Source organism: Actinoplanes philippinensis, from assembly GCF_900113015.1.
Taxonomy (GTDB): Bacteria; Actinomycetota; Actinomycetes; order Mycobacteriales; family Micromonosporaceae; genus Actinoplanes; species Actinoplanes philippinensis.
Window position 1 is genome coordinate 1 of the sequence record NZ_FONV01000019.1, and the last position, 15564, is coordinate 15564.

The 15564-nt window shown below is 69.9% G+C and carries 13 protein-coding genes; 5 read left to right on the plus strand and 8 right to left on the minus strand.

Features of this window, described 5'->3' with window-relative positions; all coding sequences use genetic code 11:
- Window positions 1-97: 97 nt before the first annotated feature.
- Entirely contained in the window at window positions 98-1396 is a 1299-nt protein-coding gene (locus BM290_RS38935) for an O-acetylhomoserine aminocarboxypropyltransferase/cysteine synthase family protein (protein WP_093620988.1), read from the minus strand.
- The gene (gene metX / locus BM290_RS38940; RefSeq protein WP_093620989.1) at window positions 1393-2511 is read right to left on the minus strand and encodes a homoserine O-acetyltransferase MetX; all 1119 of its coding nucleotides are present in this window, start codon (window positions 2509-2511) and stop codon (window positions 1393-1395) included. The genes BM290_RS38935 and metX overlap by 4 nt, the downstream gene beginning before the upstream one ends.
- Before the next feature lie 88 nt (window positions 2512-2599).
- On the opposite strand from metX, the gene BM290_RS38945 reads away from it, so the two are divergent.
- Genes BM290_RS38945 through BM290_RS38955 form a run of 3 tightly spaced genes read left to right on the plus strand, consistent with a single transcriptional unit; the run spans window position 2600 to window position 6431 of the window.
- The gene (locus tag BM290_RS38945; protein ID WP_093620990.1) at window positions 2600-3145 is read left to right on the plus strand and encodes an OsmC family protein; all 546 of its coding nucleotides are present in this window, start codon (window positions 2600-2602) and stop codon (window positions 3143-3145) included.
- 2 nt (window positions 3146-3147) lie between these two features.
- Window positions 3148-4407 carry an NAD(P)-binding domain-containing protein gene (locus BM290_RS38950; RefSeq protein WP_093620991.1) on the plus strand — a complete coding sequence of 420 codons (1260 nt, stop codon included), beginning with the start codon at window positions 3148-3150 and terminating at the stop codon, window positions 4405-4407.
- Window positions 4404-6431: an alpha-glucuronidase gene (locus BM290_RS38955; protein ID WP_093620992.1), complete on the plus strand. Its 2028-nt coding sequence runs from the start codon at window positions 4404-4406 to the stop codon at window positions 6429-6431. The genes BM290_RS38950 and BM290_RS38955 overlap by 4 nt, the downstream gene beginning before the upstream one ends.
- 7 nt (window positions 6432-6438) lie before the next feature.
- On the opposite strand, the gene BM290_RS38960 is transcribed toward BM290_RS38955, so the two are convergent.
- Genes BM290_RS38960 through BM290_RS38985 form a run of 6 tightly spaced genes read right to left on the minus strand, consistent with a single transcriptional unit; the run spans window position 6439 to window position 13076 of the window.
- Entirely contained in the window at window positions 6439-6906 is a 468-nt protein-coding gene (locus BM290_RS38960) for a GNAT family N-acetyltransferase (protein WP_093620993.1), read from the minus strand.
- 9 nt (window positions 6907-6915) lie between these two features.
- Window positions 6916-8943: a beta-galactosidase gene (locus tag BM290_RS38965; protein WP_093620994.1), complete on the minus strand. Its 2028-nt coding sequence runs from the start codon at window positions 8941-8943 to the stop codon at window positions 6916-6918.
- Complete coding sequence (locus BM290_RS38970; protein ID WP_093620995.1) at window positions 8940-9587, minus strand: hypothetical protein; 648 nt, start codon at window positions 9585-9587, stop codon at window positions 8940-8942. Before BM290_RS38970 ends, BM290_RS38965 begins: the two co-directional genes overlap by 4 nt.
- Before the next feature lie 55 nt (window positions 9588-9642).
- The gene (locus BM290_RS38975) at window positions 9643-11283 is read right to left on the minus strand and encodes an ABC transporter substrate-binding protein (RefSeq protein WP_093620996.1); all 1641 of its coding nucleotides are present in this window, start codon (window positions 11281-11283) and stop codon (window positions 9643-9645) included.
- 12 nt (window positions 11284-11295) lie between these two features.
- Window positions 11296-12141 carry a carbohydrate ABC transporter permease gene (locus tag BM290_RS38980; protein ID WP_239143872.1) on the minus strand — a complete coding sequence of 282 codons (846 nt, stop codon included), beginning with the start codon at window positions 12139-12141 and terminating at the stop codon, window positions 11296-11298.
- A gap of 20 nt (window positions 12142-12161) precedes the next feature.
- The gene (locus BM290_RS38985; RefSeq protein WP_239143871.1) at window positions 12162-13076 is read right to left on the minus strand and encodes an ABC transporter permease; all 915 of its coding nucleotides are present in this window, start codon (window positions 13074-13076) and stop codon (window positions 12162-12164) included.
- Between the two features lie 259 nt (window positions 13077-13335).
- Between BM290_RS38985 and BM290_RS38990 the strand changes: the two genes are divergently transcribed.
- Window positions 13336-14475, plus strand: a complete 1140-nt coding sequence (locus BM290_RS38990; RefSeq protein ID WP_093620999.1) for a LacI family DNA-binding transcriptional regulator — start codon at window positions 13336-13338, stop codon at window positions 14473-14475.
- A gap of 8 nt (window positions 14476-14483) precedes the next feature.
- Entirely contained in the window at window positions 14484-15461 is a 978-nt protein-coding gene (locus BM290_RS38995; protein ID WP_093621000.1) for an acetylxylan esterase, read from the plus strand.
- The last annotated feature ends 103 nt before the right edge of the window (window positions 15462-15564 follow it).

A 15564-nucleotide genomic window follows, 5' to 3' on the forward strand; every position in this document is an offset into this window, starting at 1 on the left:
GCTGGACCACCGGCACCGCCTACGATCCCGCACAACACCGAGCCCTCCAACGACTCCTCAACCAAGATCAAACCGTGGCGGGTTGACACAGGGCTACTCATGCCGTCACCCCCGCAAAGGCCTGTGTGAGGTCCCAGATCAGATCGTCCACGCTTTCCGTGCCGACCGACAGCCGGATCGTGCCCGGCCCGACCCCGGCGGCCCGCAGCTCGTCGTCGCTGAGCTGCCGGTGTGTGGTGCTCGCCGGATGGATGATCAGGCTCTTCGCGTCGCCGACGTTGGCCAGGTGCGACCACAGCCGTACCCCGCGGATCAGGTCCTGGCCGCCCTCGCGCCCACCGGCCACGTCGAACGAGAACACCGCGCCCGGCCCGAGCGGCAGATACTTCTCCACCAGCGCCCGGTAGCGACCGCCGGGCAGCCCGGCCCAGGTTATGTTCGAGGCCAGCGGGTGCTCGTCGAGGAACGCGGCGATCCGGCGGGCGTTCGCCACGTGCCGGTCCATCCGCAGCGACAGCGTCTCCAGCCCCTGCAGGAACAGGAACGCGTTGAACGGCGACAGCGCCCCGCCCAGGTCACGCAGCGTCTCGGCGCGCAGCTTCATCAGATAGCCGTAGGTCCCGAATGTCTCATGGAACTTCAGGCCGTGGTACGCCGGGGACGGCTCCGCCACCACCGGGAACCGCCCGTTCGACCAGTCGAACGTGCCGGCCTCGACCACCACCCCGCCGATGCTGGTCCCGTGGCCGCCGATGAACTTGGTCGCCGAGTGCACCACGATGTCGGCGCCCCACTCGATCGGCCGGCACAGGTACGGCGTGGCGAACGTGTTGTCCACGATCAGCGGCAGCCCGTGCTCGTGCGCGATGGCGGCGATCGCCTCGATGTCGAGCACGTTGCCGCCCGGGTTGCCGATCGTCTCGCCGAAGAACGCCTTCGTGGTGTCCCGGACCGCCTTGCGCCACGCCGACACGTCGTCCGGGTCCACCCACGACAGCTCGACGTTGAGTTTGCGCAGCAGGTGCTTGAGCTGGTTGACGGTGCCGCCGTAGAGCGCCTGTGACGCGACCACGTGGTCACCCGGCTCCAGCAGGGTGAACAGCGCCGCCGCCTGGGCTGCGATGCCGCTGGCGAAGGCGACCGCCCCGCTGCCGCCCTCCAGGTTCGCCACCCGCTCCTCGAAGACCGCCGTGGTCGGATTCATGATCCGGGAGTACGTGTTCCCGTACTCCTGAAGGTTGAAATAGGCGGCAGCCGACTCCGGATCCTCGAAGACGTAGCTGGTCGTCTGGAAGATCGGCACCGCCCGCGCGCCGGTGTTCGGATCGGGTCGCTGACCGGCGTGCAGCTGCCGGGTCTCGAACCCGAACTCGTGCGGCGCTTCTTCTCTGCTCACTCGGTGCCCTCCTGAAGGAACCGCCGGACGATGGGGGTCTGCCGGGCCTCTTCCAGCAGAAAACAATCGTGCCCGTACGGCGCGTCGATCACGTGGTTCTCCACGCTCTTGCCGAGTCGCGTCAGGGTGTCGGCGATCTCCTGGGACGCGGCCGGCGGGTAGAGCCAGTCCGAGCTGAACGAGATCAGCAGCGTGCGGGCCTTCACCTGGTCGAGGGGCCCCAGCTCGAAGTAGGTGAGCGCCCGGGAGAGGTACAGGTAGGTGTTCGCGTCGAACCGGCGGACGAACGCGGCCGCCTGGTGTCGCAGGTAGCTCTCCACCGCGAACTCCGGCTCGGTGATCGTGTAGTTCAGCCCGTCCTGGAGTCGCCGGCCGAACTTCTCGGCCAGCCCCGGCGCCGACAGGTAGGTGATGTGCCCGACCATCCGTGCCACGCCCATCCCGGCGTCCGGGGCGCGGCCCGTCCCGTAGTAGCGGCCACCCTGCCAGTCCGGGTCCCGCATGATCGCCTCGCGGGCGATCGCGTTCCAGGCCACCCCCTGCGGCTGCAGCGCGTGGGTGGACGCGATCACCACTATCGCGTCGACCTGGTCCGGGTAGCGGGTCGCCCATTCGAGCGCCTGCATGCCGCCGAGGGAGCCGCCGGCCACCGCGGCGAGCCGGTCGATGCCGAGCTCGTCGAGGAACGCCCGCTCGCAGCGGACCATGTCGGCCACCGTGATCACCGGGAAGTCCGGCCCGTACGGCTCACCGGTCGCCGGATCGGTCGAGGACGGGCCGGTGGTGCCCCGGCAGCCGCCCAGCAGGTTCGTCGACACCACGAGATACCGGTCGGTGTCGAACGCCTTGCCCGGTCCGATCATGCCGTCCCACCAGCCCAGCCCCTTGGCGTACCCCTCACGGGTGCCCTCCTCGGGCGGCTGCGCGGCGATCCCGGCCGCGTGCGCGTCACCGGACAGGGCGTGGCAGACCAGGATCACGTTGTCCCGATCGGGGGACATCGTCCCGTACGTCTCATAGGCGACCCGGACTCTGGAAAGCTCACGCCCGCAGTCCAGAGGCAGCGGACCGGGCAGGTCGAGGTAGCGCGTCTCGACGACTCCGACGCTCGTCATGGCCCCCCACGCTATCCGCGGACAAGATCATTGTCTAGCGTACCGATGGGTGTTGTAGATCAGGCCCCCACCAGGGAGGATGCCAGCCATGACCGTCACCGATAACGGAGTCAACGTCCAGGCGCTGCTCGACGCGCGCGAGGCCCTCAAGGGCGCACCGGAGGCCGCCCGGTTCACCTGGCGGGCCACCTCGAAGTGGGACCGGGGCGTGCACTGCACCACCACCATCGAGAACTTCTACGGCCTCGGCGCCGAGCAGTCGCACAAGGCGAAGTCCGAGTTCGCCGCCGACCACCCCGAGGTGTTCGCGGCCGAGGACAACGGCATCACCCCGATCGAGTACCTTCTGGTCGGCCTGGCGAGCTGCCTCACCGCCGGCGTCGCCTCGGTCGCCCAGAACCGGGGGATCCAGCTGCGCTCGGTCACCGCCGTCGTCGAGGGCAACCACGACATCCGCGGCATCCTCGGCGACCCCGACGTGCGCAACGGCTACAACGACATCAAGGTCACCTTCGACATCGACGCCGACGCCTCCAAGGAGGACATCGAGGCCATCGTCGCCCAGTCGCAGAAGCGGTCGGCCGTCTTCGACGCGCTCACCAACCCGACCGACGTGACCGTAGAGGTCGCCTGACCTTGGGCGACAGTGTCACCACGGTCGTCGTCGGCGCGGGACACGCCGGGCTGGCCGCCAGCCACTTCCTGCGCCGGCGGGGCATCGACCACGTCGTCCTGGAACGCGGGCAGGTCGCGAACTCGTGGCGCACCGAGCGCTGGGACTCGCTACGGCTGCTCACGCCCAACTGGCTGAGCCGGCTGCCCGGGCTGGACTACGACGGCGACGACCCGGACGGGTACATGACGATGGACGAGGTGGTCGCGTTCATCGAGCGTTTCGCCGCGGGGGCGCCCGTCCGGACCGGTGTGAACGTGACGTCGGTACGGCGTACCGGCGAAGGGTTTGCCGTCGGTGACCTGCGGTGCCGGTCGGTGGTGATCGCGACCGGCGCGTGCAACGTGCCGGTCGTGCCGGACTTCGGGGACCTCGGCGTCCCTCAGGTCACGCCGTTCGGGTACCGCAACCCGGACCGGCTGCCCGACGGCGGCGTGCTCGTGGTCGGCGCCTCGGCCACCGGTGTGCAGATCGCCGCCGAGCTGCGACGAGCCGGGCGGCAGGTGGTGCTCTCGGTGGGGGAGCACACCCGGATGCCGCGCCGGCACCGTGGCCGTGACGTGCTGTGGTGGATGCACGAGTCGGGTCTGTGGGCGCAGCGTTACGACGAGGTGGAGGATCTCGACCGGGCCCGGCGGCTGCCGTCGCCGCAGCTCGCCGGCGGCGCCGACGTCGACCTCAACACGCTGACCGAGGCCGGGGTGGAGTTGGTCGGGCGGCTCGCCACGGTACGGGACGGGTGGGCGCTGTTCTCCGGCGGGCTGCGCAACGTGTGCTCGCTCGCCGACCTGAAGGCGAACCGGATGCTCGCCGGCTTCGACGAGTGGGCCGGGCTGACCGGCCGGGTCGTGCTCGAACCCACCCGGGTGCCGGCGAAGCCCCGGCTGCGCCTCGACCTCGGCAGTGGCGAGATCGGCACGATCGTGTGGGCGACCGGCTTCCGGCCGGACCACTCGTGGCTGCAGGTGCCGGTCCTCGACGAGAAGGGCCGGCTGCGCCACGACGGCGGCGTGACCGAGGTTCCCGGGCTGTACGCCCTGGGCCTGCCGGTGCTGCGCCGCCGCCGGTCCACGTTCCTGCACGGCATCGAGGACGATGCCCGCTACGTCGTCGATCACCTGGTTCGTACGCTGAGCGGCACGCCCGGCCGGCCGGAGTCCGAGGCCGGATCGACGCTCGGGTGGAATGGGCACGGATCCGGAGATATCGTTTCTCCTCGATGAACGAGAGACCCGCTCCGGACGCCGATCCGGTCCATGCCGCCTGGCTGCCGCCGTCGGTGTTCCGTGCCCTGGGCTCCCGCCGCGTCCGGGTGGACGGCGAGGGACCGCTCGCCGACACCGTCCGCGCCGAGGTGGCCGCCGCCTGCGCCCGCTTCGGCGGTGTCGCCCAGCCCACCTCGGCACCCGACCTGCTCCTCACCGTCGCGGCCGGCGCCGCGGGCTCCGAAGGCTTTCTGCTGGGCCGCCGCGACGGCGCCACGGTCGTGCTCGCCGACGGCCCGGCCGGGCTGCTCCCCGGACTGTTCGAGGTGGTCCGCCGGGGCGAGGCCGCCTTCGATCCGGCGCTCGCCGACGAACGCCACCAACCCGCGTTCCGGCTGCGCGTCCTCGACCACTGGGACAACGTCTTCGTGCACCCGGTGATGGGCCAGGTCGAACGCGGCTACGCCGGCGGGTCGATCTTCTGGCAGGGCGGCCGGCTCCGGGCCGACCTCTCCCGGGTCCGCGACTACGCGAGGTTGCTGGCCGCGTCCGGCATCAACGCGATCACCGTCAACAACGTCAACGTCGGCGAGGGCGAGACCCACCTGCTCACCGACCGGCTCGGCGACGTCGCCGCCATCGCCTCGGCCGTCCGGCCGTACGGCATACGCGTCCACGTGTCGGTCAACTTCGCCGCCCCGGTGATCCTCGGCGACCTGCCGACCGCCGACCCGCTCGACCCGGCCGTCCGGCGCTGGTGGGCGTCCACCACCGACCGGGTCTTCGCCACGATCCCCGACTTCGGCGGCTACCTGGTGAAGGCCGACTCCGAAGGCCAGCCCGGCCCGTTCACCTACGGCCGCACCCACGCCGACGGCGCCAACATGCTCGCCGCGGCCCTCGCCCCGCACGGCGCCCCGGTCCGGTGGCGGGCGTTCGTCTACAACCACCGCCAGGACTGGCGCGACCGCACCACCGACCGGGCACGCGCCGCCCACGACCACTTCGCCGCGCTGGACGGCCGGTTCGCCGACAACGTGATCCTGCAGGTGAAGCACGGCCCGATCGACTTCCAGACCCGCGAGCCGGTGTCCCCGGTCCTGCTCGCCATGCCGCACACTCACCTGGCCGTCGAGCTGCAGGTCACCCAGGAGTACACCGGCCAGCAGAGACACATCTGCTACCTGCCGCCGATGTGGAGCGGGGTGCTCGGGTTCCGCCCCACCGGCGACACCTCGCCCACCCTGGCCACCCGTCTGACGGCCGGCCCCTCCGGCGCCGACTCGGGTTCCGTCTCCGGTCGTACCCCCGCGGGGGTGCTGTCCGCCGTTGCCAACGTGGGCGATGACCGATTCTGGACAGGGCACCCGTTGGCTCAGGCCAACCTCTACGCGGTCGGCCGCCTGGGCTGGGCGCCCGGCCGCGACCCGGCGGCGATCCTCGACGAGTGGATCTCGCTGACGTTCCCGGAGGCGCCGCCCCGGCTCCGCCACACCCTGCACACCCTGATGGACGACTCGTGGCTGACGTACGAGCAGTACACGGCCCCGCTGGGGGTGGGCTTCATGGTCCGTCCCGGTCACCATTACGGCCCCGACGTGGACGGCTACGAGTACACCCCGTGGGGCACATACCACTTCGCCGACCGGGACGGCATCGGCGTGGACCGCACGGTCGCCACCGGCACCGGGTTCACCGGCCAGTACCCGCCGCCCTGGTCGGAGCGCTACGAGTCACTGTCGACCTGCCCCGACGAGTTGCTGCTGTTCTTCCACCACGTCCCCTACACCCACCTGCTGCACAGCGGCACGACGGTGATCCAGCACATCTACGACACCCACTTCGCCGGCGCGCAGCGGGTGGCCGAGATGCGCCCGGAGTGGGATTCCGTCGCCGGCCTGGTGGATCCGGCCACGCACGCCCGGGTCGCCGAACGCCTGGCCGAGCAGCACCGCAGCGCCGAGGAGTGGCGGGACCAGATCAACACGTACTTCCACCGCAAGTCCGGGGTCCCCGACGACAAGGGCCGCCGGATCCACTGATCCGGGGTCACCGGCCGCGCTTCTCGTAGATCAGCGTGGTGCGGCCCTTGGCCATGTCGGGGCGGGTGTCGACGTGCCGGTAACCGAGCGCCGACCAGAAGCGCTGAGCGGCCGGATTGTTGACCAGGACGCCGAGACGGAGGACACCCGTACCCTCGAAGAGATCCTCGACGGCGGTGGCGATCGCCCGGCCGTGCCCCTGCCGGCGGTGGTGGCCGTCGACCAGGAGCAGGCCGATCCACGGATGGCCGTCCCTCAGGTGGCGTTCCAGGACACGGACGTAGCCCACTGTCGCGTTCCCGTGGCGGGCGGTGAACGCCAACTCGCCGGGGGCGAGGTCGGCGGCGGCCCGGGCGACGGCCGGCCGGTCCAGCCGGGACGGGTCGAGGTCACCGCTGCGGCGCCAGTAGTCCGCGTTGGTGAGGTAGACCGAATGCAGGTCGTCGTCCGCGGCCCAGGGGTGAAGCGTGGTCACCGCACGACCCTACCGGCGCGCCGGTGTCCCGCCGCCGGTCGACGGAGTGCGCGCCGGGTCGCGGTAGAGGGCGACCCCGTTCGGGCCGAGGACGCGGACGAGGTGCCCGGACAGCAGGTCGGTGCCGGCGCAGGCATCCGGCAGGTCGACCGGTGACGTGCCGTGGTTGAGGACGAACAGCAGCCGCTCGCCGTCGGGGGTGACGCGGACGGCGGTCTCCACGTCGGGCAGGTCGGCGCACGGGCCGAGCAGCCCGTGCCGGGCGAGGACCTCGCGGATCACGTGGGTCACCCCTTCCGGGGACAGGCCGGCTCCGACGTACCAGGCGTGGCCGTCGCCGTAGGTGTTGCGGGTGACCGCGGCGGTGCCGGCGTAGAAATCGGCCCCGTAGGTCCCGACGACCTCGGCGCCGCGCGGGAGGACCAGTTCGAACAGCAGCCGCGACTCGAACGTCGTGCCGTTCATGGTCACCGGGTTGACGTAGGACTCCTCCCGGGCGTCCTGCTCGTCCACCCGTACTCCCAGGAGGGCGGCCAGGGGTCCCGGCACGTCGGACAGGAAGGCGTTGTCGTTCTCGTCGACCCGCCCGGACAGGAACGTGGCGACCACCGTCCCGCCACCGGACGCGACAGCCGCGAGCCGATCCGCCAGACCGTTCTTGACCATGTGCAGGGCGGGCGCGACGACCACGTCGTAGCCGTCCAGGGGCGCGGTCACCGGTATCACGTCGAGGTCGGCGCCGAGCTGCCACAGCGCCCGGTGGTAGGCGATGACCACGTCGAGGTAGCGGACCAGCCGGGACGGGCCGTCCGAGATCTCCAGCGCCCACCAGCTGTCCCAGTCGAAGAGCAGCGCCACCCGCGCCGGGGTCCGGGCGCCCAGCGTCATCGGGCCGAGGACGGCGAGTTCGGCGCCGAGGGCCGCGACCTCCCGGAACACCCGGGTGTCCGAGCGCCCGGCGTGCCCGATCACCGCGCCGTGGTACTTCTCGCTGGCGCCGCGACCGGCGCGCATCTGGAAGAACAGCACCGCGTCGGCCCCGTGCGCGACCGCCTGCCAGCTCCACAACCGCATCACCCCGGGACGTTTCAGCGGGTTGACGTCCCGGCACGCGGTCACGCTCGGTGTCTGCTCCATGAGCCAGAACGGCTGCCCGCCCTTGAGTCCGCGCATCAGGTCGTGGGCCAGCGCCATCCGGGCGGCGGACCGGTCGTCGGGCGGATAGTTGTCCCACGAGACCAGGTCGAGATCGGCGGCCCACCGGTGGTAGTCGATCGGCCGGTAGAGGCCCATGAAGTTGGTGGTCACCGGAGTGTCCGGATCTGATCGCCGGATAGCGGCCTTCTCGTCACGGAAGTTGGTCAGCATCGCGTCCGACATGAACCGCAGGTAGTCGAGCGTGATGCCCTGGAAGGCGGTGTGGTCGGGGCCGCGCCAGTGCTCGGTGAGCGCCGACGGCGGCTCGATCTCGTCCCAGCCGGTGAACGTGTGTGACCAGAACGTGGTGTACCAGGCGTCGTTCAGCGCCGACAGGCTGCCGTACCGGGAGCGCAGCCAGTCACGGAAACCGGCGGCGCACAGGTCGCAGTAGCAGGCGCCGCCGTACTCGTTGCCGACGTGCCACGCGACGATCGCCGGATGCCCGGCGTAACGGTGCGCGATCCGGCCGGCCACCTCGGCGGAGAAACGCCGGAAGTCGGGCGAGCTGGGGCACGAGTTGTGCCGCTGCCCGAACCGGTGCTTGCGGCCCTCGAAATCGGTGCGGGTCACCGACGGATACGCCCGGGCCATCCACGCCGGATGCGCGCCGGTGCCGGTGGCGAGGCAGATCCGCCGGCCGGAAGCGGTCGCCCGCTCGATGATCGCGTCGAGGACGCTGAAGTCGTACACGTCCGGGCCGGGCTGCGTCAGCCCCCAGGTGAAGACACCCACGGTGAGCGTGTCGATGTGCGCCTCGTCGAACAGGCGGTGATCGTCGTCCCACACCTCCTTCGGCCACTGCTCCGGGTTGTAGTCGCCGCCGTAGGGGATCTTCATGCCACGAACTCCTTCCGGACCACGGCGATCAACGGCCGGGCATTGCCCAGCAACGCCAGCACCAGCAACGATGCGGCCAACGCGAGGACCGCCTCGGACCACAGCCAGACACCGGCCAGAGCGACCACGATCAGGCAGGCGTTACCCACCGTCACCCCGAAAGAGCGGATCAGGAGGTACGCCGAAAGCCGCGCGACATCCCGCAGACGGAACACGAACAGGGACGTGATCACGAGGGCGTTGAGCATCCACATCGTCGCCACCGCGATCACGATCCACTGAGCGGGCCCCGGACCGGCCAGGTTCAGGCTGATCAGAAGCAGCCACGGTGCCCACACCTTCAGGGAGCCCGCCGCGTTCAGCCGGTAGCCCCGGACGAACGCGGCGCCCGGATGGAGGTCGGTCAGGTCGAGCCGCCGCCGGTGCAGGGCGTAGATCGCCGCCGACAGCGCCGGCCCGGCCGGGAGCAGGCACAGCGCCGCGAGCGGCAGGTTCGACGCGTCCCGGTCCAGCAGGGCCAGCAGCGCCACCCCCGGCCCCGCCGTCACCAGCACCAGCGCCTCGACCACGAGCAGCGTGTAGATCATCGCGGCCGCCTGGGACAGCAGCCCGGTCCCGAAGCGTTCCCCGAGCGCGGCGCTCACGACGACGCGCCCAGCAGGTCGGCGTCGTCCCACCACCAGGCGGCCGGCAACCGGCTCACCCGTGCTCTTTCTTGTAACGCTCGTACGCCTTGTTCACGATGTCCACGTACTTCGTGGAGTTCTTGCCCTCGAGCTCCTTGACGTAGGCGTCCCATTCGGCGAGCGGGCGCTGCCCGAGCGCGAATTTCAGCGTGTTCTGGAAGACGTGGTCCTTCAGCGCCGAATCCCAGAGCGTGACCTGCTCGCGCTCCTCGATGGTCAGCGGCGCAGGCGGCGCGACCGGGCGGATCTGCCGTTTGTTCATCTCGGCCTGGAACGCCTTCTCCTCCTCGGAGAACTGTGAGTTCAGCATGTTCGTGCTGCCGCCGTAGGCGAAGACGCCGTTGGAGAAGCCGTAGTCGACCTGGAGGTCCTTGGGCGCGCCGGGGTTGATGCCACCCCACTTGATGCCCGGGTCGAGTTTGAAGCTGCCGTCGTCCACCTTGCCGGTGTAGGTCTGCCCCTCGATGCCCCACTTGCTGAACATCAGGCCGGCGTCGGAATACCAGAGCCAGTCGATGAACTGCATCATGGCCACGAAGTTCTTCGATTCGAGCGCCTTCTTGGAGATCATGAGCCCGTTCTCCAGGCGGTTGTGGCCGGGCAGCGTGGCGCCGGCCGGGCCGACCGGCAGGATCAGCTTGGCGACCTTCGCGCCGGGGAGCTTCGCGATGTCCTTGCGGGCCTCGTTGACCAGGGTCTGCGCGTTGACGCTGATCATGAACGACTTGCCGTTGGCGAACTTCTGCCGGGCGATGTCGTCGGTCTGGGTGAAGCTCTCCGGGTCGAGCAGGCCCTCCTTGACCAGCGTGTTCACGTATTGCAGCATTTGCCGGTACTGGTCCATGGCGCCGGAGTAGACGAACTTCCCGGCGGTCGCGTCCCACTCCATCGGGTTCCAGGCCCAGCCGGCGCGCGTGCCGTACGCGGTGCTGAGCAGGCCGAACAGGTTGTTGGCGCCCGGCTGTGGGGGAGTGCTCCAGCGGTCGGACAGCGGGTAGAGGTCCGGGTGGGCCTTCTTCATCTCGCGCAGCACACCGGTCAGGTCGTCCCAGGTCTGCGGCGCGGTCAGCCCGAGCTTCTCCATGACGTCGGTGCGCACCCCGAGCGTGTAGTCCTGCCAGACGTTCTCGTGCAGACCGGGCAGCAGGTAGTATTTGCCGTCCTGGGCCTTGAACCCGTCCAGGTTGGGCTGCAGGTTCCAGCGGGCGACCTTCTCCGTGAAGTGCGGCATCAGGTCGACGTAGTCGCTGACCGGCAGGATCGCGCCGCCGGCGATGAACGCCTCCTCGTCCGGGTGGTAGGTCTTCGGGATGATCATCGGCGCGTCGCCGGCGCTCACCACGACGCTGCGCTTCTGGTTGTAGTCGCTGCCCGGCACGGCCGTCGACTCGAGCGTCACGTTGGTCCGGGCGGTCAATTCCTTGAAGAACGGCCAGTCCGCCTTGTACGGGTACGCCTGGTTGCTGAGCATCATGATCGAGAACGAGACCGGCTCGGTGGCCTTGAACTGGTCACCGACCTTGAACCCGTCCATCGCGCCGGCCCGCTTGTCGTCGGTCGACGTGTCGCCGCCGTCGTCGCTGCACCCGGCGAGCCCGGCCACGGCCGCGGCGCCCGCGGCGGTCAGAAGGTGACGTCTGGTCAGCTGAAACATGGGGGAGTGCTCCTAGCCCTTGACGGCGCCGAGCATGACGCCGGAGACGAAATATCGCTGGATGAAGGGGTAGACGAGCATGATCGGCGTCATGATCAGCACGATCGTGACGGCCTGGATGCTCGCGGCGATCTGCAGCGCGGCCTCGCTGGTGGCGGTGTTGTCGGTGCCCGAGGTCGCGCCGGCGATCAGGTTGCGCAGATAGACGGTGACCGGGAAGAGTTCCTGTCGGTCCATGTAGAGGAACCCGGCGAACCAGGAGTTCCAGAAACTCACCGCGTAGAACAGCAGCATGGTGGCGAGCACCGCCTTGGACAGCGGCAGCACGATCCGCAGCAGCGTGCCGTACGTGCCGGTGCCGTCGACCGCGGCCGCCTCCTCCAGTTCGGTCGGAAGGCTCTCGAAGAACGCCTTCATCACGAGCAGGTTGAAGACGCTGATCGCGTTGGGCAGCACGATCGCCCACAGCGTGTTGCGTAGGCCGAGCGAGCTGACCAGCACGTAGTTGGGGATGAGACCGCCGTTGAAGAACATCGTGAACACCGCGATCCCGACGAGCAGGCCGCGCCCCTTGAGATTCCTCTTCGACAGCACGTACGCGTAACAGGTCGTCAGCACCAGCGCGATGACGGTGGCCACGACCGTATAGACCACGGTGTTGCGATAGTTGGTCCAGAACATCGCATCGGACATGACCTTGTCGTACGTCGTCAGGTTGAACCCTTTCGGCCAGATGCTCACCTGACCGGACCGGATCTCCTGCTCGCCGCTGAACGAGCGGGCCACGATGTTGACGAACGGGAACAGCGTCACCAGCACCACGACGGTCAGCACGACGCCGTTGACCACCTGGAACACCCGGTATCCCCGGGTCTCGCCTACCACAGGCTCGTCCCGGCGACGCGGCGCGACAGCGAGTTCGCGCCGAGCACCAGCGCCAGCCCGATCAGCGACTCGAACAGTCCGATCGCGCCGGCGTAGCTGAAACTTCCCGACACGATGCCGACGCGATAGAGGTACGTGGAGACGACATCCGCGGTCGCGTAGGTCAGCGGGTTGTAGAGCAGCAGGATCTTCTCGAACCCGACCGCCAGGAACGTGCCGATGTTCAGGATCAACAGCGTGATCATGGTCGGGCGGATGCCGGGCAGCGTCACGTGCCAGGTCTGCCGCCAGCGGTTCGCGCCGTCGACCTTCGCCTGGTCGTACAGGTCGTTGTCGATCGTGGTCAGCGCCGCCAGGTAGAGGATCGTGCCCCAGCCGACGGTCTGCCACACCTCCGACGACACGTAGATGGTCCGGAACCAGCCCGGCTCCTGGATGAACGCGACCGGATCCTGCCCGATCGCCCGCAACCCCTGATTGATCACGCCGTCGATCGAGACGGTCTGCAGGATCAGGCCGGCCACCACCACGATCGACAGGAAGTGCGGCAGGTAGGAGATGGTCTGCACGAAACCCTTCAGCCAGCGCGTGCGGACCTCGTTGAGCAGCAGGGCCAGCACGATCGGCAGCGGGAAACAGAACAGCAGCGTGAGAGCGCCGATCACCGCGGTGTTCGTGAAGACCTGCCAGAACGTCGGATCGGCGAGGAACATCCGGAAATACCGGAGCCCCACCCAGTACTCGCCGAACAGGTCGCCGCCGGGCTCGTACCGCCGGAACGCGATCACGTTCCCGAGCATCGGCAGATACCGGAAGACGACGAAGAACAGCAGCGGGAGTACGGCCAGCGAGTACAGCTGCCAGTCCCGGCGCAGAGCCTGCGCCCAGGATCGGCGACGCGGCCGCAATGGGGTGTGTGGTGGATCCTCAGTGGAGTGGGGTGGGCTTGCCTGGGCTGTCAGCATGAGCCAGCCTTCCGAAACTTTCATCGAAGGACCGGGATGTATGGCGGCGAACGTAAGTCCGTTACGAATCGATGTCAAGCCTGATGGAAGCGCTTTCCTGATGACGATCATCAGTGGACTACATCGATCTCTTGTGGTTAGGGTGCGTGCAGGATCGAGCGAAACCACATTCGCAACTACCGATGGTGGTGCGTGATTTTCGATGACGAAGTCTGACGGGTCAGCGACCATCGCCCTCATCGCGAGCGACGTCGGGGTGTCGGTGACGACGGTCTCGAAAGTGCTCAACGGACGCTCCGACGTGGCCGCCCGCACCCGGGCCCTCGTCGAGGCCAGCCTGCAGCGGCACGGCTACCGCCGGCGCAGCCGCCGCCCACCCGCCGTCACCGGCCATGTCGACCTCGTCTTCCACGAGTTCGACACGGCCTGGTGCATGGAGGTCATCCGCGGCGTCGAGGAGGTCACCTCCCCGGCCCGGGTCGAGCTGGTCATCTCCCAGCTGGGCGGCAGACACCGCCCGCCCCGGCACTGGGCCGACGACGTGCTGCACCGCAGCCCGCTCGGCGTGCTGCTGGTGCTCTGCCACCCCACCGAGTCCCAGCGGCGGCTGCTGATCCGGCAGCGGATCCCGTTCGTCGTCCTCGACAGCGACAGCGCCACCGCCGCCTCGGTGCCGACCGTCGGCTCCAACAACTTCGACGGCGGCCTCCTCGCCACCCGCCACCTGATCGACCTCGGTCACCGGCGGATCGCCGTCATCTCCGGCCCGTCCGACGTGCTCTGCAGCCGGGCCCGCGTCGCCGGCTTCCGGTCCGCCCACGACGAGGCCGGGCTGCCGCTTCTCCCGCACCTGGTGCGGTACGGCGCGTTCACCGGACAGGCCGGATACGAGCACGGCATGCAGCTGCTCGCCGCCCCCGACCGCCCCACCGCCGTCTTCGCCGGCTCCGACACCCAGGCGATGGGCGTGATCCGCGCGGCCCGCCGCCTCGGCCTGCAGGTCCCCGCCGACGTCTCGATCGTCGGCTACGACAACGTCCCGATGGCCGCGTGGGCGGCCACCCCCCTCACCACCGTCGACCAGCACGTCGCCGACATGGGCGGCGCGGCCGCCCGCATGCTCCTCGACCTGGCCCGCGGAGTGGACGTCCCGATGACCCGGGTCGACCTGGTCACCGAACTGATAGTCCGCGAAACCACCGCCCCGCCCCCGCCGCTCCCGGCCGCCGCGCCCTCCTCAGCCGCACCACCCCAGCCGCCCGCGCCCGCGCTGTCGCCCGCGCCCGTCTCACCGTCGCCGCCGCCCGTCTCGCCTTCCCCTTCGCCGTCGCCTTTCGCCTGAGGATCGCCATGGCCGCCTTCGACATGCCGCTCGACCAGCTGGAACGATATGCGCCGGACCTGGCGGAGCCGGCCGACTTCGACAGGTTCTGGACATCGACGCTCACCGCCGCCGCGGGCCCGCTCGTTCTCGACATCCGGCCCGAACCCAACGACCTGGCCCTGCTCGACTGCTGGGACGTCACGTTCGGCGGCTTCGGCGGCCAGCCGGTCCGAGCCTGGTACACCCGCCCCGCCGGACGGCCCGGCCCGCTCCCGGGGATCGTCGAGTTCGCCGGTTACGGCCGAGGCCGCGGACTGCCGCACGAGCGTCTGACCTGGCCCGCGGCCGGCTACGCCCACCTGCTCCTGGACAACCGCGGCCAGGGCGACCTCTACGGTTGCGGCGGCGACACCCCGGATCCGCCGTCCGGCGCGGCGATGGGCGGCCCGGGGGTGGCGACCCGGGGCCTCCTTTCCCCGGACGACTACTACTACCGCCGCCTGATCACCGACGCGTTCCGTGCCGTCATGGCCCTCCGCGAACTCCCCGACGTCGACCCGGCCCGCATCGCAGTGATCGGAAACAGTCAGGGCGGCGGTCTGGCCCTGGCAGTCGCCGGCCTGATCCCGGACCTGTCCGCGGTGCTCGTCTCGTCACCGTTCCTGTGCCACATCCAGCGGGCGGTGTCCCTGACCGACCTGTCCCCGTACGGCGAGATAGCCACCTACCTGTCCGTGCACCGGGATGCCGAGCCCGCGGTCTGGAACACCCTGTCCTACGTGGACGCCGTCCACTTCGCCCGCCGGGCGAACGCCCCCGCCCACTTCGGCATCGGCCTGCGCGACACGGTCTGCCCGCCGAGCACCGGTTTCGCCGCCTACAACCACTACGCCGCCGCCGACAAGACGATGCACACCTACCCCTACAACGGCCACGAACACGGCGACGCCGTCCACACCCGCTCCCAGCTCCGCTGGCTGAACCCCCGCCTGCGCCCGACCTGACCCGCCTCCAGCGCCCCGCCCCGGGCTCAGCTCCGCCACCCGACCCGGTCACGGGTTCCACATCCGCGGACGCCGTTGCGGCCAGACCCCCACGCTCGGCACG